19 protein-coding genes are annotated in these 20,570 nt (G+C 48.9%); 10 read left to right on the top strand and 9 right to left on the bottom strand.

The features are described from left to right. Positions 1 to 28: 28 nt before the first annotated feature. Together VN23_RS16930 and VN23_RS16925 are read right to left on the bottom strand one after the other, a co-directional pair. Positions 29 to 2,113, bottom strand: coding sequence for a YgiQ family radical SAM protein (locus VN23_RS16930; RefSeq protein WP_231743444.1), 2,085 nt, complete (start codon positions 2,111 to 2,113; stop codon positions 29 to 31). A 314-nt stretch (positions 2,114 to 2,427) separates the two neighbouring features. Next, on the bottom strand, positions 2,428 to 3,156 hold the full coding sequence (locus tag VN23_RS16925) for a carbonic anhydrase family protein (protein ID WP_197432941.1): 729 nt from the start codon (positions 3,154 to 3,156) through the stop codon (positions 2,428 to 2,430). 409 nt (positions 3,157 to 3,565) lie between these two features. On the opposite strand from VN23_RS16925, the gene VN23_RS16920 reads away from it, so the two are divergent. Next, positions 3,566 to 4,390 (top strand): class I SAM-dependent methyltransferase, encoded by an 825-nt coding sequence (locus VN23_RS16920; protein WP_082752821.1) that lies wholly within the window; start codon positions 3,566 to 3,568, stop codon positions 4,388 to 4,390. Positions 4,391 to 4,573: 183 nt separating this feature from the next. On the opposite strand, the gene VN23_RS16915 is transcribed toward VN23_RS16920, so the two are convergent. After that, the gene (locus VN23_RS16915) at positions 4,574 to 4,759 is read right to left on the bottom strand and encodes a hypothetical protein (RefSeq protein WP_046353630.1); all 186 of its coding nucleotides are present in this window, start codon (positions 4,757 to 4,759) and stop codon (positions 4,574 to 4,576) included. A gap of 93 nt (positions 4,760 to 4,852) precedes the next feature. Here VN23_RS16915 and VN23_RS16910 point away from each other — a divergent pair, with 93 nt between their 5' ends. Beyond that, positions 4,853 to 5,767, top strand: coding sequence for a LysR family transcriptional regulator (locus tag VN23_RS16910; RefSeq protein ID WP_046353629.1), 915 nt, complete (start codon positions 4,853 to 4,855; stop codon positions 5,765 to 5,767). Here the strand turns inward: VN23_RS16910 and VN23_RS16905 are convergent. Beyond that, positions 5,712 to 6,683, bottom strand: a complete 972-nt coding sequence (locus tag VN23_RS16905) for a DMT family transporter (protein WP_046353628.1) — start codon at positions 6,681 to 6,683, stop codon at positions 5,712 to 5,714. The genes VN23_RS16910 and VN23_RS16905 overlap by 56 nt on opposite strands. Before the next feature lie 91 nt (positions 6,684 to 6,774). Between VN23_RS16905 and VN23_RS16900 the strand changes: the two genes are divergently transcribed. The 5 genes from VN23_RS16900 to VN23_RS16880 all read left to right on the top strand — a co-directional run bounded on the left by VN23_RS16900 (position 6,775) and on the right by VN23_RS16880 (position 12,797). Then, positions 6,775 to 7,686 carry a LysR family transcriptional regulator gene (locus tag VN23_RS16900; RefSeq protein ID WP_046353627.1) on the top strand — a complete coding sequence of 304 codons (912 nt, stop codon included), beginning with the start codon at positions 6,775 to 6,777 and terminating at the stop codon, positions 7,684 to 7,686. 508 nt (positions 7,687 to 8,194) lie between these two features. Then, complete coding sequence (locus VN23_RS16895; protein WP_046353626.1) at positions 8,195 to 9,115, top strand: glycosyltransferase; 921 nt, start codon at positions 8,195 to 8,197, stop codon at positions 9,113 to 9,115. Position 9,116: 1 nt separating this feature from the next. Continuing rightward, positions 9,117 to 9,839, top strand: a complete 723-nt coding sequence (locus tag VN23_RS16890; protein ID WP_046353625.1) for an acyltransferase — start codon at positions 9,117 to 9,119, stop codon at positions 9,837 to 9,839. Between the two features lie 130 nt (positions 9,840 to 9,969). Further along, positions 9,970 to 11,982 (top strand): Ig-like domain-containing protein, encoded by a 2,013-nt coding sequence (locus VN23_RS16885; protein WP_156455219.1) that lies wholly within the window; start codon positions 9,970 to 9,972, stop codon positions 11,980 to 11,982. Between the two features lie 104 nt (positions 11,983 to 12,086). Next, positions 12,087 to 12,797: an SDR family NAD(P)-dependent oxidoreductase gene (locus tag VN23_RS16880; protein ID WP_046353623.1), complete on the top strand. Its 711-nt coding sequence runs from the start codon at positions 12,087 to 12,089 to the stop codon at positions 12,795 to 12,797. A gap of 82 nt (positions 12,798 to 12,879) precedes the next feature. On the opposite strand, the gene VN23_RS16875 is transcribed toward VN23_RS16880, so the two are convergent. Beyond that, entirely contained in the window at positions 12,880 to 13,482 is a 603-nt protein-coding gene (locus VN23_RS16875) for a short chain dehydrogenase (RefSeq protein ID WP_046353622.1), read from the bottom strand. A 134-nt stretch (positions 13,483 to 13,616) separates the two neighbouring features. On the opposite strand from VN23_RS16875, the gene VN23_RS16870 reads away from it, so the two are divergent. Next, a complete protein-coding gene (locus VN23_RS16870) occupies positions 13,617 to 14,531 on the top strand; it encodes a LysR family transcriptional regulator (protein ID WP_052746795.1) in 915 nt (304 codons plus the stop codon). Positions 14,532 to 14,630: 99 nt separating this feature from the next. On the opposite strand, the gene VN23_RS16865 is transcribed toward VN23_RS16870, so the two are convergent. The 4 genes from VN23_RS16865 to VN23_RS16850 form a co-directional block, all read right to left on the bottom strand. Beyond that, positions 14,631 to 15,596, bottom strand: a complete 966-nt coding sequence (locus VN23_RS16865; RefSeq protein ID WP_046353621.1) for a hypothetical protein — start codon at positions 15,594 to 15,596, stop codon at positions 14,631 to 14,633. Further along, on the bottom strand, positions 15,593 to 16,159 hold the full coding sequence (locus VN23_RS21995) for a sugar O-acetyltransferase (protein WP_052746794.1): 567 nt from the start codon (positions 16,157 to 16,159) through the stop codon (positions 15,593 to 15,595). Before VN23_RS21995 ends, VN23_RS16865 begins: the two co-directional genes overlap by 4 nt. 94 nt (positions 16,160 to 16,253) lie before the next feature. Then, positions 16,254 to 17,075 (bottom strand): NAD(+) diphosphatase, encoded by an 822-nt coding sequence (gene nudC / locus VN23_RS16855; RefSeq protein WP_046353620.1) that lies wholly within the window; start codon positions 17,073 to 17,075, stop codon positions 16,254 to 16,256. A 68-nt stretch (positions 17,076 to 17,143) separates the two neighbouring features. Then, complete coding sequence (locus VN23_RS16850; RefSeq protein WP_046353619.1) at positions 17,144 to 17,902, bottom strand: sulfite exporter TauE/SafE family protein; 759 nt, start codon at positions 17,900 to 17,902, stop codon at positions 17,144 to 17,146. Positions 17,903 to 18,382: 480 nt separating this feature from the next. Between VN23_RS16850 and VN23_RS16845 the strand changes: the two genes are divergently transcribed. Continuing rightward, complete coding sequence (locus tag VN23_RS16845) at positions 18,383 to 19,591, top strand: SGNH/GDSL hydrolase family protein (protein WP_046353618.1); 1,209 nt, start codon at positions 18,383 to 18,385, stop codon at positions 19,589 to 19,591. Positions 19,592 to 19,742: 151 nt separating this feature from the next. Further along, positions 19,743 to 20,462, top strand: a complete 720-nt coding sequence (locus tag VN23_RS16840) for a pseudouridine synthase (RefSeq protein WP_046353617.1) — start codon at positions 19,743 to 19,745, stop codon at positions 20,460 to 20,462. Positions 20,463 to 20,570: the final 108 nt, after the last annotated feature.

Here is a 20,570-nt window from a genome sequence, read left to right as displayed (position 1 = left end):
CCTACCCTACACATTTTTGTTTGCCATTTTATTTTTTAGAGCCCTGAGCCGCCGCATCACGGCTTCTGCCGAAGGTTTTTTTGCCTTTGGGCTTATCTGTGCGGCGAACCACGACATTGTTTTTTTCGTGCACAAACTTCTCGCCGGGTTGTTGCGCGGGGATTAGATGCCTAGGCGTGTTGCCGATTAGATCCGCACGCCCCATGGCAATCAGTGCTTCGCGCAGGATAGGCCAGTTATCTGAATCGTGATAGCGCAAGAAGGCTTTGTGAACCTTGCGGCGATGCCCATCTCGGATGACATCTACTTTTTCCGAGCTTCTCGCCAGCTTTCTTAAAGGATTACGGCGGGTATGCCACATGGTGGTGGCCATTGCCATCGGTGTAGGCGTAAAGGCTTGTACCTGATCTGGCTGGAAGTCGTTTTTCTTCAGCCATAGCGCAAGGTTGAGCATATCTTCATCGCTAGTGCCGGGGTGGGCTGCAATAAAGTAAGGGATAAGACTCTGCTTTTTACCCGCTTGCTCAGAGTAATAATCAAACATCTCGCGAAAGCGTTCAAACGTGCCAATGCCGGGCTTCATCATCTTAGATAAAGGCCCTTCTTCGGTGTGCTCTGGGGCAATTTTTAAATAACCTGACACATGGTGTGTCGCGAGCTCTTTAACATACTCAGGCGATTCCACCGCAATATCGTAACGCACGCCCGAGCCTATGGTGATGCGCTTTACGCCTTCAATCTTGCGCGCTTTTTTATACAACTGAATCAGCGGCGCATGATCTGTGTTTAGATTTTCGCAAATACCCGGATACACGCAGCTTAAGCGTCTACAGGATGATTCGATTTTGGGGTCTTTGCACGATAAGCGATACATATTCGCAGTCGGGCCGCCCAGATCAGAAATATGGCCTTTAAAACCGCTGGTTTTATCGCGGATATCGACGATTTCTTGCAGGATGGATTCTTCCGAGCGGCTTTGGATAATCCGGCCTTCGTGCTCGGTAATCGAGCAGAAAGTACAGCCGCCAAAACAGCCACGCATGATATTGATCGAAAAGCGGATCATTTCCCAAGCCGGGATATGTGCTTTGCCATAGCTTGGATGCGGGTTGCGGGCGTAATACTGGCCAAAAATATAATCCATCTCTGGCGTGCTCAGCGGGATTGGCGGTGGGTTAATCCATACATCGCGAGAACCATGCTGCTGCACCATTGCCCGAGCATTGCCGGGGTTAGATTCCAGATGCAGGGTGCGGCTGGCGTGGGCGTAGAGCACCGGATCAAAAGCCACAGCTTCATAGGCCGGAATACGGATCACCGTGTGCTGCCGATCAGCCTGCTTGGCGGCGATGCGCTCTGCCTTGCTGATCAGGCGAATCGCCTTGGTGTCGCTGGCGGGAGTGATATCTTTTTCAGACTTTTCCGGCAGCATTTCATAAGGGTCGATATGTTTATCGATGCGCCCTGGGGTATCTACCGTGGTGGAATCCAGCTCCGCCCAGCCTTCGGGCAGCCAGCCCTGCGGCGTCATAAAGGCAGTGCCGCGAATATCTCGCATGTCTTTGAGTTTTTCGCCCGCAGCTGAGCGCTGGGCGACTTCGACCAGCGCGCGTTCGGCATTACCAAATAAAAGAATATCGGCTTTGGAATAAATCAGCGCTGATTGGCGCACTTTATCGCTCCAGTAATCGTACTGAGCAATCCTGCGCAAGCTCGCTTCAATCCCGCCTATCATAATCTGCACGCCGGGATAAGCCTCACGGCAGCGCTGAGAATAAACGGTAACAGCGCGATCTGGCCGCTTACCGCCCATGCCTCCCGCGGTATAGGCATCGTCGGAGCGTGGCTTTTTATCTGCGGTGTAGCGGTTAATCATCGAATCCATATTGCCCGCAGTCACGCCAAAAAAGAGTTTTGGCTTACCCAGCGTTTTAAATTCGTCAGCAGATAACCAGTCTGGCTGACAAATAATCCCAACCCGCAGCCCCTGCGCTTCTAGCAGGCGGCCAATCAAGGCCATCCCAAAGCTGGGGTGATCGATATAAGCATCGCCCGTTACCAGAATAATGTCGCACTCATCCCAGCCGAGCAGGTCCATTTCGGCACGGCTCATAGGCAGGAAAGGGGCGGGTTTACGGGGGAAAACACCTGCGGGCAGGGTAGAAATAGCAGTAGGAGCGGGATTCATGGCTTTGATGAGCAATACTAATCGCGCATTGTCGCAGATTTACGCATTGCCAATCAAAAAATTGCTTGTTTTTCATGAGGATATGTAAATTTTGGCCCTGAACGGTAGCGTTATCTGGTGGGTAATTGCGAGGAGGATCTTTTCAGATTACGGAGCTAAGCGTAGAAATAAAATAAGGGGAGTGCCAAAGTGGCCTCCCCCCATCTTTTAAATCAATAAGATATCAATGGTTAAGCATATTACCAATCTACTTTACCGGTGCTTATGTCATACATTGCACCAACAATTTTGATTTTGCCTTGTTCTTCCATTTCTTTCAGAATCGGGCTCATATCGCGAATTTTCTGCACCGTGAGATGCACATTTTCATCGGCCACTTTTTGCACAAACTTATGGTTTTTAGAGTTGCGCTCGCCGTCTGTTTTAGTGGCGTCTACTGCGGGTTTTAGCTTTTCGAGCAAGCTTGTTAAGTTGCCCAGTTTTACATCATCACAAGCCCCCTTGATTGCGCCGCACTGGCTATGCCCCAGCACAACAATCACGCGTGAGCCAGCTGCTTTAGCTGCGTATTCTAGGCTGCCTAAGATATCTTCGTTCACGGTATTACCAGCCACACGGGCGGTAAATAAATCACCAATTCCCTGATCAAATACCAATTCTGGAGCGGAGCGAGAATCAATGCATGAAACTACGCTGGCAAAGGGATACTGCCCCAAGCCTGTTTGCATCACTTGTTTTTTATAATTACGTTTGATTGATTTATTGCTGGCAAAACGCTGATTACCCGCTTTTAAAATATCCAGAGCAGCACTCGGTGTAATGCCGGCTTGTATTGCCTTGCTCATTGTTTTACCAACGGCATAAGGCTCGGATTTTACGGAGCCGTCATGATCATCAGAGGCATAAGTCAGGGCGCAAGCCAGCATAAGCGATAAGCCGAAGGGGTGAATCAATTGGAATGCTTTCATCTTAAAGTCCTTGTATAGAGAGGGATAAGCACAGTTTTATGCCATATTGTTGGGGCGAGTTTCAGCCAACGGCTTGCTGTAGCGACCAAAGAAAAATAATTAATTGTGTCTATTATTTACCCGCCATGTGGATGCCTATGCTCTGAAACTTGCTGCAAAATATCGTTCATGAGGATGCAATATTTATTTGTTTACAAATTATCGTGTCAGTTTGTTAATGGTTATTTTGCTTTTTTGCTTACTATGTGCGTTTTAGTCTATTTTTTTGCGTGATTTGTTTTTCATCGCTGAACGGTTGCTATGCTGCTGCTTGGGGTGATTTTTGGTGATATTAGCGGCTGGTTTTAACTGATCGCCCCAGAAGGGGTAGAATTGCGCCTTGCTGCAAGCTCAGCCATTGGACGCATTTATGACAGAACATCACGAAATCAAGCCCGGCCAGTCGGTCGAGCTACTTAAAGAACTGCATATCCTGACCCGCGACGGCAAGCTTAATCAAGATAGCCGCCGCAAACTCAAGCAGGTTTATCACCTCTATCAGTTTATTGAGCCGCTGCTAAAAGAAGTACAGGCGGAGCACCCCGAAGTCACCTTGGTTGACCACGGCGCGGGTAAGTCTTATCTGGGCTTTATTCTTTATGATTTATTCTTTAAAGATAAGCCGGGCTCCGGCCATATTTACGGCATTGAAACCCGTGATGAGCTGGTTAAAAAGTCGCAAGAGCTGGCCCAGCGCCTTAACTTTCCCGGTATGTCTTTTCTGAATTTATCGGTGGCCGAATCAACTGATTCTGATCTCTTGCCAGAAACAATTGATGTGGTAACAGCACTGCATGCCTGTAATACCGCCACCGACGATGCCATTGCTTTTGCGCTTAAAAAGAAAGCCAAATTTATGGTGCTGGTGCCCTGTTGCCAAGCCGAAGTCGCTACCGTGTTGCGTAAAAACAAGGCTAAATCGCTAAAGAATCCGCTGGCAGAAATCTGGCGTCACCCGATTCATACCCGTGAATTTGGCAGCCAAATCACCAATGTATTGCGCTGCCTGCAATTGGAAGCGCATGGCTACCAAGTAACGGTGACTGAATTGGTAGGCTGGGAGCATTCGATGAAAAATGAGCTGATTATCGCCCAGTATAAAACCCTGCCCCGCCGCAAACCCGCCGAACGCCTTACCGCCGTGTTGGCAGAGCTGGGCTTGGATGAGATGCAGGAGCGGTTTTTTACGGTTTAATCAGGCGACAGGATAGGTATGTGCCTACGCAGAACTTCAATTTTTAGTGAGAGGTAGTTCGGGGGGCAAGATAAAGCATCTTGCTTACCCCTCTGTAACCTTGCAATAAATAACACCGGCCTTGGCCGATGTTCGTGTTTTAACGTTTAATTGATGGGTTTGCGGTTTTAACATAGGCACTCTTTAAAACCGCTCCCTACATCGCCATCGCCACTCCTCAATCTTGGCCGCTGCAACAAGCGCTGCTTTGCGCAGGCGTAGCTCAAGGCCTTCGTCTAATTCAACTTCAGAATAGAAGGCTGGCCCGCCAAGACGGGCATCACAGAATGCTATTGGCTTATCTAGTAGTTTGCTGAGTAGTGCTTTCATGGTATCTCCAATTTGCTTTTTAAATTTGTAATTGGAGTGTATTTTGATTCATTATCTGGATAAACCCACGATAACTAGACAAACTGTTCTGCTATGAAAACAATACCCTCATCCGATGCTTTATTGGTTTTTGATGCGCTTGCTAGATTGGGGAGCTTTACTGCGGCGGCTGATGAGTTGAATTGTGCCAAGAGCTATGTCAGCCAAAGTATTAAGCGGCTGGAGGCGGATTTAGGAGCGGTACTGGTTTTGCGAACGACCAGAAGGGTTACGCTAACCGAGGTGGGGCAAACGCTGGCGATGCGGGCTGCGCAGCTGCGCGTTCTGATGGAAAGCCTCAAAATCGAAGTGAGCAGTATGCAAGATCAGCTGGCCGGGCCGCTTTTGATCAGCAGCCCGAGTGGTATCGGGCAATATGTACTGGCACCGATTCTGGCCGAGTTCGCCATTCATTACCCCTCTTTGCAGGTGCAAATGACGGCACAAAATAAGCTGCAGGGCATGGCAGAAGGGGGTATCGATTTCTGCCTGCATTCGCGCAATGTGCTGGACGACAGTATGGTGGCGCGACCCCTTGGCTTCACGCAGAAACGCCTCTATGCCTCGCCGCTGTATTTAGCCAAGGCGGCCAAATTGCAGCATCCAAGCGACCTGCGCCAGCATCGGGTTTTTTGCCACGAGAGCTTGCATGAGCAGATGGGCTGGCAGCTCGAGAAAAACGGCGAAGTGGTGAGGGTAGAGCTGCGGCCTACGCTGGTTTGCAATACCTTTGGGGCGATTGCCAGCGCGGTGGAGGCAGGATATGGCGTGGGACTCCTGGATAACATCATCGCAGCCCCCTATTTGCGCCAAGGGTTGATGCAGCCTGTACTACCCGATTGGCTAGCTACACCTAAGCCCTATTTTTTGGTGTTCCCATACCGGCAACCTATGCCCAAAAAATACGAAGCGTTTATTCAGTTTGTGGTGCCACGCTTGCAGGCAAGGCTGAGCGAGTCGATGAATTAACGCGCTGATAGGTCGTGCGGCTAAATAGTTTGGGTGTGGCGGAGGGCTTGCGTGAGTTATAAACCACACCGCTGATGATGAGGATCATGCCAATAAACTGCGGCAAACTAGGGGTTTGGCCTAGAGCAATGGCGATTAGCGTGGCGAAAATAGGAGCCAGATTCATAAAGATGGCTCCCTGTGCAGGGCCAATTTTACGCAGTCCTTCGTTCCACCAGACAAAGGCTAGCGCGGTACAAAAAAAGGCCATGGTCGCGATGGCCAACAAAACATTCCAAGCGGGCAGGGTGTAAAAATCGCTGCTCAAGCTTGCCGAAATAGCGGTCATGAAAATAGCGCCAACAATAATGGTGACGGTTGTGGTGTGCAGGGGGGAAATGCCATGAACAAAGCGTTTAGGAATAGCAGAATATAAAGCCCAGCTAAAGCTGGCAATTAAAACTAGTGCGTCGCCTAAGGCAAAATGTAAATCGCGGATGGCCTGAAGAGAGCCGCCGCTGACAACAATCGCTACGCCAAAAAAACTTAATCCCATCGCGAGTATTTGTTGATGATTCAGCGGTTCTTTTTGAAAAAAAGCGGTGAGTATGGCGGTAAGGATGGGGCTAAGCGCCATAATTAATCCCGCGTTAATCGCTGATGTGAGCTGCAGACCATAAAATAATGAAAAATTGACGCCCATAATGCCAATGACGGACATAAATAATAAGGGGCGGATATTATTGCGTAATGCTTGGATATCCCATTTCTCGCGCAAAGAAACAAAGATAAATAGAATCAGGCCAGCGATGATAAATCGCCAGCTGCCGACCACCATCGGTGATAAAAATTGCACCACGTATTTGCCAATATGAAATACTGCCCCCCAGAAGAAGACAGTCAATGTAAGTTGTATATAAGTCAGCAAGTGTGGCATGGTGTGTACGGCTTTAGCTGGAAATTGCCGTCATTATTGTTGCTGATCCTTAAGATGTATTTAGCCTTGAATGGAAAACAGTTTTCTAAAAATGAAAAATGCAGATTTGGATTGGAATGATTTAAAGTATTTTTTGGCGGTGGCACGTGAAGGCGGCTTAAGTGCGGCTGCGCTTAAATTGGGTAGCAGCGCATCAACTGTGTCCAGGCATATATCCGCTTTAGAAAATCGCTTAGGGGTGAAGCTTTTTTTGCGGCAGCAAATAGGCTATTTGCTCACTGATCAGGGCGTGAGTATTTTGGCAAGGGTGACTGAAGTAGAAAACGCCATGCTGACCGTAGAAAGAAATAGCGATCAATTGCAATCCGTTGATCAGGTCAGCGGCTTAATTCGGCTCGCCGCAGCGGAGTCTTTAGCCAGTTATTTAATCATGCCGCATATGCCGGAGTTTCTGGCTTTATATCCCAAAGTACAGGTAGAGCTTTTGGTGGGCGCATTGCCTGCTAATTTAGCACGGCGTGAGGCCGATGTGGCTTTGCGCTATGGCGATTCAATTGTGGTCGATAATAATCAGGATTACATCACCCATTTTGTCGGCTATGTGCATTTTGCACCGTATTGCCTGAAGTCTTTATTGGCAGATCTTGGCCCAAAGCAAGACCCGTGGCAGGCATTGCCTATTATTGAATTGAGTGATTGCTGGGCGTATTTACCGATGGTGAAATGGCTAAAGCAAATTACTCAGAATCGTGCTCCGCTGATTAAAGGCAATACCCTGCATACCCAGTATGTGGCGGTAAGGTGTGGTTTGGGAATTACCCTGTTGCCAGAATATGTAGGCGATATTGATGAAACACTGGTGAAACTCGATGCCCCATCGGTAGTGCCTTCGCGTGAGTTATGGCTGGTGTATCACCGTGATCTTAAAGCCAGCCAGCGCGTGCTTGCGATGAAAAACTTTTTAACCAAGCTTTTAGCGCAGGTTTTAGATAGCAAAAATTAAAGCTAAAAGATTAATCCCTTAGCGTTTGTACTGCTTAAACGGCAGGGCTGTGACTATTGCGTATCGCCCTGCCTGAAGTGTCTCTTTTTCCTCTCCATTGCTTATCTCTTTTCTGCCTGCGGTAAGTCTGCAGCGGCTTTTCTTTCAGATTTTTCCCTCTCTTCTTGCTTGTAAGCTACAGACAATGGCTTTGTGCTGATTTTATGCGCTTTGAATATGCCTTTGTAGTAAAACCAGCAAATACTACAAAATATTCTGTTACAAAACTACATTGGCATATTGTTTACAGCTGATTGAAAGCAATATAAAGTAAATAAGCGTTATATTCTTACTTTAAATTGTCTTTAAATTGTAAATGATTGAAATTAAATTTTACATTACTCACTGCTGATGTAGTCGCATCCCCGTCGTTTGTGCTGCACATCAGTAAAACGAAGCGTCACGGCTTGATGATAGAAAACGCACTCAAGCTGGTTTTTTTGATCAAATTGAAGTCAAAGGAAAGACCATGCCTAATCTACAGATCAGTGTTGTTATCCCCACCTATAACCGAGCCGATCTTTTACGCTATACCCTCGAATCTTTGGTTTTACAAACGCTGGATAAGCAGCTGTTTGAGGTGATTGTTGTTGATGATGGCGGCTCTGATAATAGCGAGCAGGTGGTTCAGGCGTTTTCTGAGCAGCTTAATATCAAATATTTCTGGCAAGAAGATAAAGGCTTCCGGGCGGGTAAGGCGCGCAATATCGGCACGGCGATTGCTGAAGGGCAATATATTATTTTTATTGATACAGGCGTTTTGCTGGGCAGTAAAACGTTGGAAGTGCACGCCAAAGTGCATACCCAATCAGAATTCCCTGTGGTGATCATTGGCTATGTTTATGGCTTTGAAGTAGATAACAGCCTGCTGGCCGAAATGTCTTCACAAATCGATTACCAAACGCCCGATGCCACGATTAGCCGTCTGTCTTTGATGGGGGCGCATGATATTCGCCAGCAGCAATACGATGAGCTAGGGGACAACATCAGCAACTGGCCTGCGCCCTTTGATATTTTCTGGACTTGCCATGCCTCGGCGGAGCGCGCACAGCTATTGAAAGCGGGCTTATTTGATGAATCATTTAATAGCTGGGGCGGTGAAGATGTTGATTTAGGCGTGCGTTTGCACCTAAATAACAATCAGTTTTCAATGGAGCGCGAAGCGGTGTCTTTCCATTGGCCACACAAAAAAGAAGTGGACGATCAAAAACAGCAATCAGAAATCGCAGCTTTACGCATTCACCAAAAATATCAGCTTTGGTCGACCAGCTTTTATGGCAAGGATTTGAATGATGAAAAATACTCCTTAAATAAAGTGATTAAAATTCATCGTGATTATGCGGTTAAGAAAACCAAACGTGCCGAATTACTTGAAACCGAGGGGGCATAATATGCCCTGCGAATATCAGAATATTTATTTAATTCCACCCGAGTTGGCAGCTAGCCCCGCTCAAAATGTAGCCGAAAACTTGCTCAAACATCAGGTGAGGATAGGCCTGAGCACCCATTTCTCTGGTACGCCTCGTTTAGCGTATACCAGAGTGATTGATAAAGAGTTGCTGGAGGCGGGCTTAGTAGCGTCTGATATCGATGAGGCTCAGTTTGCAGGCAGTATTGTGATTGGTAGCCAGTGTTATATCGAATCGGGAAATATCCCTGCTTTTCATAATTTGCCGGTTAAGCTGAGCACGGTGCAAATTAACGATGGCCCGGTTGGGCAGATTAGAATTGGCGATCGGGTGGTATTGCAGGGCGTGGCGATTCTGGCTTATCAGCGGGTGGAGATCGGCAACGATGTTATTTTTGGCCCGATGGTAACGATTATGGATAGCAGCGGCCATCCTCTGCTAGGGCGTGGCCAGGCGGGTGAAGCCGCTAGAATTCGCTCTGCCCCTGTGCGAATAGCGAATGGGGTTTGGGTCGGTGCAGGGGCAACGATTCTAAAAGGCGTAAGCATCGGTGAAGGTGCGGTGATCGGTACACAAGCTGTGGTAAGCGAAGATGTACCGCCTTTTTGCGTAGTGACCGGTAACCCTGCCAGAATTGTGAAGCAGCTGCAAAGTGATAAGAAAGTGGATGCAAATCCGGCAGAGAAAATGCTGGCCGTATGTTAACTCTGCCTAGGCTCCTGTTATACAGGGGCCTTTTTTTATAGGGGTAGAGATTGTTTCTTTAAGTGGGATCGTACTTTTACCAAGACAAGGTAGATGGCTTTCTTTAGATTCAAAGGTGGCCTTTTTGCCGATGATCTGGAAGCATGTGGATTCGTTTCTATTTTCTAAAAGAATAATTTTCCTGAGCCTGTTTAGCTTCTCGGCTTTGCATGCCGCAGATTTGCCCGATTTACCCGATGCTCAGGATACATCGCTTGGTAAAATCAATTGGGCTATGGATAAGGCAAGCTTGGGGTTTAAAACTTCGACCGAGCGCCTTAGTGCGACTGTTGGCTATTCAGAGGCCAATAAAACAGCGCTAAATTTAGATGGAGGCTTTGCGCTGAGCGATTACTTTGCGCTGGGCGCTAATTTAGAAGTCAGCGAGCGTTTTCAAGAAGCGCTGCTCTCTGGCGTATTTAGTACGTCGGATCATTTGCGTTTAAGGCTTTCCTTAGGGCAGCAGCAGGCACAAAAGACGTTTCAGTTGACTAATGGCAGCGATGAGCAGGAGATGCGGCAGAATAATTATCTGCTGAATTTAAAAAAGAGCTGGGATAGGGGCCATGTTTTCTCCGAACTGGGCATGACGGTCTATGCCGCTGATCCAAGTATTGAAAGTCAGAATGTGGTCAGTAGTGATTTTGATTCACGCATGTCAAACACTAGGCGGCAGGGGGCTGTTTACAATATCAGCCTCGCTCCTGCTTATTTTTCCAAGCTCGATTTAGGCTTGGGCTATAAGCGTGTGCAAAATACGGCGGGTGCAGCCTGGGGGGGAAGAGAGCGGCAATCTTTAGTGCAATACAGCCAGTATTTCACAAATTGTCTGCGCCTTACGGGAGGCTATAACGGAGGTGAATCCACTCATTTATTTAATGTGGGGATTGCCAAAGACGAATGGAGTGTAACTGCCACCCGCAGGGTAGAGCAGGACATTGCCCAAGGCAATATTGTGCTGCGCTATGCCATTCCTCTGAATGGAGGTAGTTTTAAAAGCCAGACCTGCGCCCAGTACCTTGCAGGGCCTAAGCCATTTACACCTGTATTGGCAGATGCCATTCAGCGGCCTTCTCCGCAATCGGTGCTGGCCTATACCGGTTTTAGCGGCCCTATTCCAGATAAAACCGTGGCAGCGGGCGGGGTGAGTATTGATATCAGTAATCGGCAATCTATTTTGCTGCTCTTACCTGTAAAGGAAATTATTGCCCTGCAAAGCAAGGGCAAGGCGGTGATTCGTGAGCGTGGGACCGAGTTATTTGTGCTTGAGGCGGGCACAATCAGGGCGATGTTGACTCGCTTTAGCAAAGCTGGTGTGTATATTCTGGATGTGCAGCAAAGCGATGGTGCGGTGCTGCAAATCGAAGTAGAGGTGAGCAAAGCCGCTGCAGAATTGGGCGGTGATGCGAAGCTGGCCTCGGTGAAACGATTAAATTTCCCCACACTTTTAGGCCTGCAAAAGATATCTCCACAGCAATTTGCCCGTATGCCTGTGGCCGAGCTGGAATTGTTCAATGCAGAACAATTATTATCTTTGCCACCTAAGGCGATTGCCGCGATGAGCTCTGCTCAGCTGGCTGCTTTGAAATTATTGCCGGTATTGAGCCAGCCACAATTAGCCGCTCTGCCCCCCCAATTATTGCTTGCCCTAAGCCCAGAGCAACTTAGCTCGTTATCACTCGCCCAGCTTGGCGCTTTAAATACGGATGACATTGTATTCAGCCCAGAGCAACAGGCTGTCTTGCCTATGCCTGATTTGGTGGCGCTGACGATGATAAGCAAAACCTTGGATGACGAGCCGTTTTATATCCCAGCTCCTGCCAGCAATAGCCAGGGCCTAATTAGCTATTACAGTAGCCAGCCCGAGATCGCCACGGTGGATGAAAAAACCGGCTGGGTGACGCTACTCAAAGCGGGTGAAACGATGATTGAAGCAAGGCTGGCCGCAAAAGGGATATATACAGCTGCCAGTGTGAAAACACCGTTGATTGTTCAAGCAGGGCAAGAGATTGGGCCGCTTGAGTGTAGGGATGAGCGTCGCGAATTATTTACAAGCACCCCATCATTCGTAGGGCGGGTGAAACCCGCGAGCAATATTAAATAAATACGTGGGTTTCACCCGCCCTACATAAAGTTCGGAGCTCCCTATTTTCTGTAATTCAAGATCTAGCTTATCCATTGTTATCAGCAGAACCTCTAAGGAAAAACATGAAATTACTCTGTATCACCGGCGGATCTGCTGGTTTGGGCGCGGCGCTGGTCAGCTTGTATCAGGCTCAAGGCTGGCAGGTCTGCGAGTTTTCGCGCAGTGGCCAGCTTGCAGGTCATATCAGCGTTGATCTGGCGGCAGACAATGCGGCAAATCTGATTGATGCGCATTTTTCTCGGCTAGCGAGCCAAACTTGGGAAGAGGTGCTGCTAATCAATAATGCTGGCATGCTCAGTCCGCTGGCTCCGGTTGCCACTTTAAGTGATGAGGCCATTGCCACTAATCTGAATGTGAATTTCAATGCGGCGATCCGCATTATTGCAGCGTTTATCCGCCATTTTGGTGATTTGCCTGCGCGTAAAACCGTGCTGCAGGTTTCATCCGGTGCAGCGATTCGCGGCTATGGTAGCTGGTCTTTATATTGTGCGAGCAAAGCAGGCCTAGAGCACTTTATTCGGGCGCTGGCGGTAGAACAAAGCACGATGACGCATCCGGTGAGCTGTATTAATTTTGACCCCGGCGTCATGGATACTGCCATGCAAGCCGAAATCCGCTCGCGCACAGCAGAAGAATTCCCCGATGTAGGCCGATTTATTGCCCGTAAGGAGCAAGGTCTATTACGCCCGCCTGCAGATGTGGCGGCGGCGATTGCAAGGCTGGTCGCTTCTGAAATTCAGGGCGGTGAGCGATATAGTGTGGATGCGGTGTGAGGGAGAGAAAACCCAAGTCTTGAACCTCGGAGGAAAACGAATGTAGGGTGGGCACGACCCTGTGCCCATCCTACAAATCTTGCTAGTTATTCACCGTATAAACCTGCCCAGTCTGTGCGCCTTCTACGCTTTTGCTATAGGCCAGCGCTACTTTTGCTGCGGGTACGGCATCAAAGCCTCGGAAGTAGGGGCCGTAGTTTTCAAGAGCTTCTTGTAATACGGTGGGGCTGATGCTGTTGATGCGTAAGCCGCGCGGTAGCTCAATGGCGGCGGAGCGGACAAAGCCGTCGATAGCGGCGTTTACCATGCTGGCGCTGCTGCCAAAGCGAATCGGATCGCTGCTTAAAATGCCGCTGGTTAAGGTGATGGAGCCGCCGTCATTTAACGCGCCTTGTGCGGCCAGCGCCAAGTTTACTTGTCCCATCAGTTTATCGTTAATGCCGATGGCGTAATGGTCGGCGCTAAATTCGGCCAGCGGGGCAAAGTGTACATTCCCTGCCGCTGAGATCACCGCATCTACTTTGCCTATTTCTTTAAACAAAGCCGTGATGCTGGCTGCGTCTTTTAGATCAACCCGATACTCGCCGCTGTTTCTGCCTGCGGTGATGATTTCGTGCCGTGATGATAGTTCTGCAACAACAGCTTTGCCGATTGTGCCATTGGCACCGATAACAAGAATTTTCATGGTGTTTATCTCTGTAAGAGTTGGATCGCGTTGTGGAGCTTTTGCTTTGCGCGATCAAGTTTGTTTACAGAAAGAATCATAAACAAACTTTTATCATTGATAATCTAGCTAATAATTAACTTTGAGTTGCCCTAGTGGAAACAATTAGTCAGCAAGTGATTTGGGCCAATACCTTTACCTGTGTGGCGGAGCAAGGGAGCTTTACGCGGGCGGCAGAAATTTTGGGCTGTTCTAAATCCTATGCCAGCAAGCAGGTATCGCAACTAGAAAATTTGCTTGGCGTGGATCTTTTTTTTCGCACCACACGCAAACTCAATCTCACCGAGGCGGGCAAGGTTTATCTGGTGCATTGCCAATCGTGGCAGGCGCAGGTTTCGGCCGCCCGGCAGGCGGTGCTGGTTTTGCGTGAAGAAGTGGCAGGCTTATTGCGTATCACCGTGCCAACCAGTTTTGGCGGGGTGTTTATGTCGCAGATTTTAATAGCGCTACGTGAGCAATATCCACGTCTGGAAGTAGAGCTGGATGTGAGCCGCGAGCCGCGAGATTTAGAGGCCGATGGTTATGATCTGGCGGTGCGATCTGGCTATTTGGGGCATGAGCGGCTGGTGTCTAAGCCTTTGGTATCGGCGCAGCTTTGCCTTGTTGCTTCCCCTACATGTATTGCTAGCTCGCCGGAGCTGGTCTCGCCCAGTGATTTGCTGACTTGGCCTTGCCTTGCCAACTCTCATTTTCGAGATCCCTGCCACTGGGTTTTTAATCGCGGCAAGGAATTGCACTCAGTAGATATCAAGGCGGAGCTAAGAATCAGCGATTATGGTTTGCTAAGGAATCTGGCCTTGGATGGTGCGGGGGCGGTGTGTTTGCCTTATTACTTAATTGCCGGGGATTTAGCCAGCGGTCAGTTGCAGCAGCTACTGACCGAGTTTAGTCTGCCCGCCCAATCACTGTATCTGGTTTATCCACAACGTCTGCCCCAACCCGCCAAGCTACGGGTGCTGATCGATTTTCTGAGCGATTGGTTTGCAAACAATGAGCTGGCAAAAGCTTGAACTACAGAGAGCACGATAGGCTTGATCACTTTTTCTCTGTGCTCTTTGTGCTCTCATTGAGCTTAGTATCTACAGATCTTTGGTTTTTACACTGGCGCTTTAAAACAGCACCTCATCCAGCCGCTGGCTAAAGTCTTTAGGCGGAATCACATCGCTGCGTAATATCTTAACGGGTAGCACGGTGCGATCCAGCCATTGACCACGCTCGACTAAAACATGGCAGAGCGTCATTTCTACGGCGTCTTCTGCCTGGCTGAGTACACCCATTTTATCGAGTTTTAAAGATTGGATTTCCAGCTTGAGGTGACTATTGGCATCAGTGAGCGAGGTTTCTAGCAGGGCGAGCAGGGCATCAGGCTCCAAGGCGCTGCGGCAGGCGTTAAATTCTGTGGATAATTTATCGACCTCCTGCGTGAGCGCGGCATGGCGTGGCTCGGTAGGCTTGCAATAGCGCCAGCTTATTCTTACTTCATTCAGCTCGGCTTCAAGCTGGCGTTTAAATTGCTCTCTGGCTTCGATATGCCAGGCCGCGTGGCTGGCAAGCAGCTTGAGCAAGCGGCCAATTAGCTTTTCTTGTAAATCAGCGATGCTGCCAGCAAGCTGGCTGATTTGCTGCCCACGGCAAACCAGCACCTGCTGGGCTACATCTTGCCGAATATTATCGCCGCAGACTTCCATGCCATAGCGCTGCTGCAATTGGCTTTGCATAACCAGAACAGCATAAGCGTGATCGGCAAGCGGGTTTTGTGCAAACCAGTTTCTGACTTCTTCGGAGTGGCTGATGGTTTCTTGTACACTTTCAGCGGTGCCAAAAGCTGCGTGGGTATGGGCTTCCTTATTCCAGCTACGGCTTGATAACTCCACTGGCTCTGGCAGCTTTGCCACAATGCGGCCGCTCCAGGAGTAGGCAATCGCGTAAGCATTTTGCAGGCGTGTTTGATAACGGCTGGCGAGCTTAATACGTGGGTTGGCGCTATCTGCCAAAGCAGTAAGTAGGGCCAGATCACAGGCGGGGCCTGCTGGTTTGCGGGTAAAAACAGCGCTGAGCGCATTCCAGAGTTTCATTGGCTATCCAGATAAAGTGTTGCAGGGTCCGGCTCTTTTAGTGTGCGGATGATGCGGGCAGGATTGCCGCCTACCAGAGTGCAGCGTGGCACATCACGCGTCACCACCGCCCCGGCACCTACAACGCTATGGTCGCCAATGCAAACCCCAGGGCAAATAATCGCCCCCGCACCTATCCATACATTGCTGCCAATGCGGACAGGCTTGGCGGTAAAGGCGTATTGCTGGCGCTCGGTGGGGTCCACTGGGTGGCTCACGCTGATAATTTGCACATGCGGGCCGATTAGGCTGTGATCGCCGATTCTGATCGGTGCACCACCTAAAATGCTTACGCCTAGATTGATCATCACTTTACGCCCAAGTTCAACTTCCCAGCCACGTGATAAATACAGTGGTGGATAAATCGTCACTTGTTCTGCTTTGGCAAACAGGGCTTGGATGAGTTTGCTGCGTTCATCATGCGTGCTGTTGTTAAATTGCTTAAGCAGTGCGTGTTCTGCAATAAACGGGGTTGGGTCTATGCTTTCTAAATCACTAAAGTGATAGTAAATCGTTTCAGACACGATAAATCTCCCGTCTATTTCGTAGTGCTTATGCGCTGTCTAATAATGTAGGAGGGTGCAACCCGCTCATTGCACTCGTCGGCTCATGGTGAGATTAAGTTTCAGCAGTGCTGATTTTTGCTAAGCCAGCTTGAATCAGGTGATAGGCGATGCTGGCCTTGCTGGGTAACTCGGGCAGGTTTTCCAGGCTAAACCACTGTGCATCTTCGATCTCTCCTTCTTGGGGTATGATCTCCCCTGAAACATAATCTGCAATAAAAGCGAGCATCAAAGAGTGCGGAAAAGGATGGCTTTGGCTACCAAACCAGCTCAGGTTGGAGACTTTTACCCCTACCTCTTCATAAATTTCACGAAAAATAGCCTCTTCACAGCTTTCTCCTGCTTCCACAAAGCCAGCCAGTGCACTGTAAACACCAGGACGAAAATGAGGGGAGCGGGCTAAAAGCAACTGCTGGTCTTTCTTGATCAGTACCATAATCGCAGGTGAAATTCTGGGATAAGCGCGGTGCAGGCAGGCTGGGCATTCTCTGGCGGTTTCTCTGCTCATCCGTATTGTGGCCGTGCCACAGCAGCCACAAAAGCGGTGCTGCCTGTCAAAGGTCAGTAATTGCTGCGCCCGGGCGGCAATCCAATAATGGCTTTCTTCGATTAATCCCCAAGCCGCACGCAGGCCTATGGCTTGCAGCTCAGCAGCATGTGGTGTGTCTTTGTGCCAAGCCACTAACACGCAGGCTTGTGCTGTTACGCTGCCAATTTGCACTGAAATCTCTGCGCCATCGTGCGGTGGTAAATCACTTGCCACAGGCAACCTGCCATCGGGATAAACCAAGAGTTGATCGCCGATAAAAGCTAAGCACAGGCTATTGGCGCTGAGCGTTAGGTGTTTGTATTCTGGAATAAACTCAATAGGTAGCATGACTCGGTTCTTTATTGTGAGTTAGGCAGGAGTAGGGCGGTCTGTTTGGTGCGCAATCCTTGCATGCTTTAGTGCAGAGCTTTAATAAGCAATGATATTCCAGTCAGGATGGTGACGCTTTCAAAGCAGCGTTTAATCATTTGATTACCCTGCTTTAATCCCCAGTGCGCACCTAAATAACCACCTAGGGCAGAAGCCAGCAGTAACACAGGAATCCACGGCCAGTACACGCCAGCTTGTAAAGCCAGCGAAATCGCCCCCGCACTATTCCAAAACAGCCCTACCAACACCATGGTGTAAGCCACGGCCTGCTTGTAATCCATACCAAACCAATGCACCAGCCAAAGCGTAACAAACAGGCCTGTACCGGAAGTAAACGAGCCATTCAGTACACCAATAAAAAATAAACCCGCCACACCAAGCCAGAGTTTTGAGCCACTGCGATGGCGGCTTTGTTGTTGCTGACCAAGGGCAGGGGAGAATAGAGAGTACAGGCCTAAGCCACTGGTAAGGATGGCTAAAATCAATAGCGTCCAGTGTTCAGGGATATGCAGGACGAGCAGGGTGCCAATCAGCACTCCGGGTAAGCCACTCGCCAGTATTAAGGCAGAAAACCGCCAGTTAAGCGTGCCTGCTTTTAAGTGCTTGACGGTAGCGCCTAGCCCCAGCGCTACGCTGGCCACTTTATGAGTTGCCAATGCCACAGGAAAGGCTAAACCCAGAAATAGCAAAATAGGTAATTGCAGAAGGCCCGCACCGCCCCCCGCAAGGGCAGAAAGCGTATTGGCGATTAATGAAACAATAAATAAGGCGAGTAATTCTGTCATTGGTGTTTGCTTGGGTAGACGGGCGTATATCGCTTTAAATCAGCATAAAAATTGTATTTATTTCATCTGCGGCTACTTTAAGAAAGCGAGTTTTGCTTGTTTGTCGTTTAAATACATCATTGCTTCCCGCTTAGCTCCTGTATCCGCTGAATGTTTTTGCAGGTTTTTGTCAGGATACGCAAGTTTCTAGGGCTGGTCAGTAATTGATAAAGAAGAGGAATAAATCGTTCAATTCAATATGAAATGACTGGCTAGGCCAATCTGGCGAATATTTTGCAGATGCACAATGGTGTTACTGTATTCTTACAGCTATCAACTGTTTATCAGTAATTTATACAGGATTGCCCTGACTTAGGGATAGTCCTAGGCTGGTTTAGCTTGTCAAACATTTGTTTGATTCGTAGCATGAAGATCGTTTCTCAACGACAGAGCATAGGGCTTTGGGTTGCGGTAAACCTAATAACAAGACGGGAGATATACATGAATTCTTCGCTGCCACGGGCAAGTCGCCCATTTGCTGTTTTGCTGCTGACCTCCCTGCTCGCTGCGTGTGGCGGTGGTGGAGATGCAAATACCCCGGCGGATACCCGCAATATTAAAGAAGTGGTTTCTTTTGGTGATAGCCTGAGCGATGTGGGCACGTATAACCCGACTACGGCTGATGCAGATCTGACTAATGATCAGGCGCTGGGCCTTCGCTTTACAACTAAGCCTATTCTTAAAGTGGCTGGTAAGCCTGATCAGGCGACACCGGGTGCAGTTTGGGCTGAAGTTCTGGCTGCTGAATATGGCTTAAATATTACTCCGAATCGTTTAGTTAATTTTAGCGGCATCAATCCAGCGACTGGTGCGCCAGTTGGAACGCCCGGCTCTATGGGGAAGATTTATGATCTTGGCGGCTCTGCCTACGCTGAGGGCGGAGCAAGAATTGAAACCGAACTTACTGTTAATGCAAGTGGTCAGGCCATTAATAATGGGCTGATTACCGTTGCGCCGGGCGTTACTTATCAATCGGCCACAGCACTTTCTATCAAAGGCCAGATTGCCAAATATAAAGCCGCGCGTAGTAGCTTTAATTCTAGCCAGCTGGTGTTGATCCAAGGCGGCCCAAATGATTTCTTTGCTTTCTTAGGTGGTGTTGCAGCGGGCAAGATTGATCCAGCAACTGCGTCAACCGAAGTTGGTAAAAACGCAGCGGCTATGGTGGCTCAGGTCAAATCTTTGGTAGCGATGGGTGCAAGCAAGGTGGTGTATGCCAATATGCCTGATTTGGGTGTGACACCGCAGTTCTCTTCTACCCCATTAAAAGGTTTGGCCACTTCAATTTCTACCGGCTATAACCAGGCTGTTGCAGCGGGCTTAGCTGCTGAAATTGCAGCCAAACAAGTGTTGGTTTACAACACTGCAGGCTTAGTCGCTACAGCTATTGCCAGCCCGGCTAGTTTTGGTTTGGTGAATACTACGGCTATGGCATGCAATAACGATACAACGCCATCTGCAACGCCTTTGCCGCCGACCACAAATCCAGCTAAAGTTTCTGCCCTGACATGCAATCCTAAGACCTTGGTTGCATTGGATGCAGATATTCAATATCTGTTTGCTGATGGTGTGCATCCTTCGGTCGTTGGGCACACGGTTTGGGGTAAAGCTGCAGCGGGTACAGCCATTGCTTCTGGTTACGTTAAGTAATCCTTAGCCCACAAAAAACCGCGTTGGCCCCAAGGCTTGACGCGGTTTTTTTATGCTCAGGATTCTGCGTCACCAAGGTTTTGTACTGGGCAGATACTAATTTGCCTAAAGGTGGCTACAGCTTCGCCCGTGGATCCGGTAAAATTCAAGCATGAGCAAATTAACATTAGATCGCATCCTGCAATCGCAGGGCTTTGGTACGCGCAAGGGTTGTCGCGAGATGATTGCCGACGGTGAAGTGGCCGTAAACGGTGAAATTGTCAGCAACTTCAAGCTCGCTTTTGAAACTACGGGGCTGGAGCTCACCATTTTTGGTGAAAGCTGGCCCTATCGTGAACACGTTTATATTGCGCTGAATAAACCAAGCAATTTTGAATGCTCGCGTAAACCTAGCCACCACCCCGGTGTGCTGACGCTGCTGCCCGATCAATTTCACTGGCGTGAAGTGCAGCCAGTTGGCCGATTAGATCACGATACCACCGGCTTGTTGCTGATGTCGGATGACGGTTCGTTTATCCATGCGCAATCATCCCCTAAGCGGCATGTGCCTAAGGTTTATGTCGCCATTACTGCCGAGCCGGTGAGCGATGAATTGGTCGCACTGTTAATCGCCGGTGTGCAGCTCAACGATGAGCCTGCGCCTCTGGCTGCTGTGCATTGCAAAAAGCTAGGCGAGCACGAGCTGGAAATCGTGCTGGAGCAGGGCAAATATCATCAGGTAAAACGCATGCTGGCCGCAGCGGGTAATCATTGCGCCGGGCTAAGGCGCTCTGAGATTGGTGGCTTAAAGCTGGCGGAAATGGATTTGCCCGAAGGAGAGTGGTGCTATTTATCCGAAGCACAAATGGCGCTCTTGGTGCCTAGTCAGTAAATAGAAAGTGGGGAAGTTTTGAGGTAGATAAATGTTGTCATGATTTTGTCATGTTATTGTTACGATTTAGTCATGTTATTTCATTAGTCTTACTAACTTTTTGTTTCC

This window comes from Janthinobacterium sp. B9-8, assembly GCF_000969645.2.
Lineage (GTDB): Bacteria > Pseudomonadota > Gammaproteobacteria > Burkholderiales > Chitinibacteraceae > Iodobacter.
Note: the sequence above shows the minus strand (reverse complement) of the source record. Positions and strands in the feature narration are given on the sequence as shown.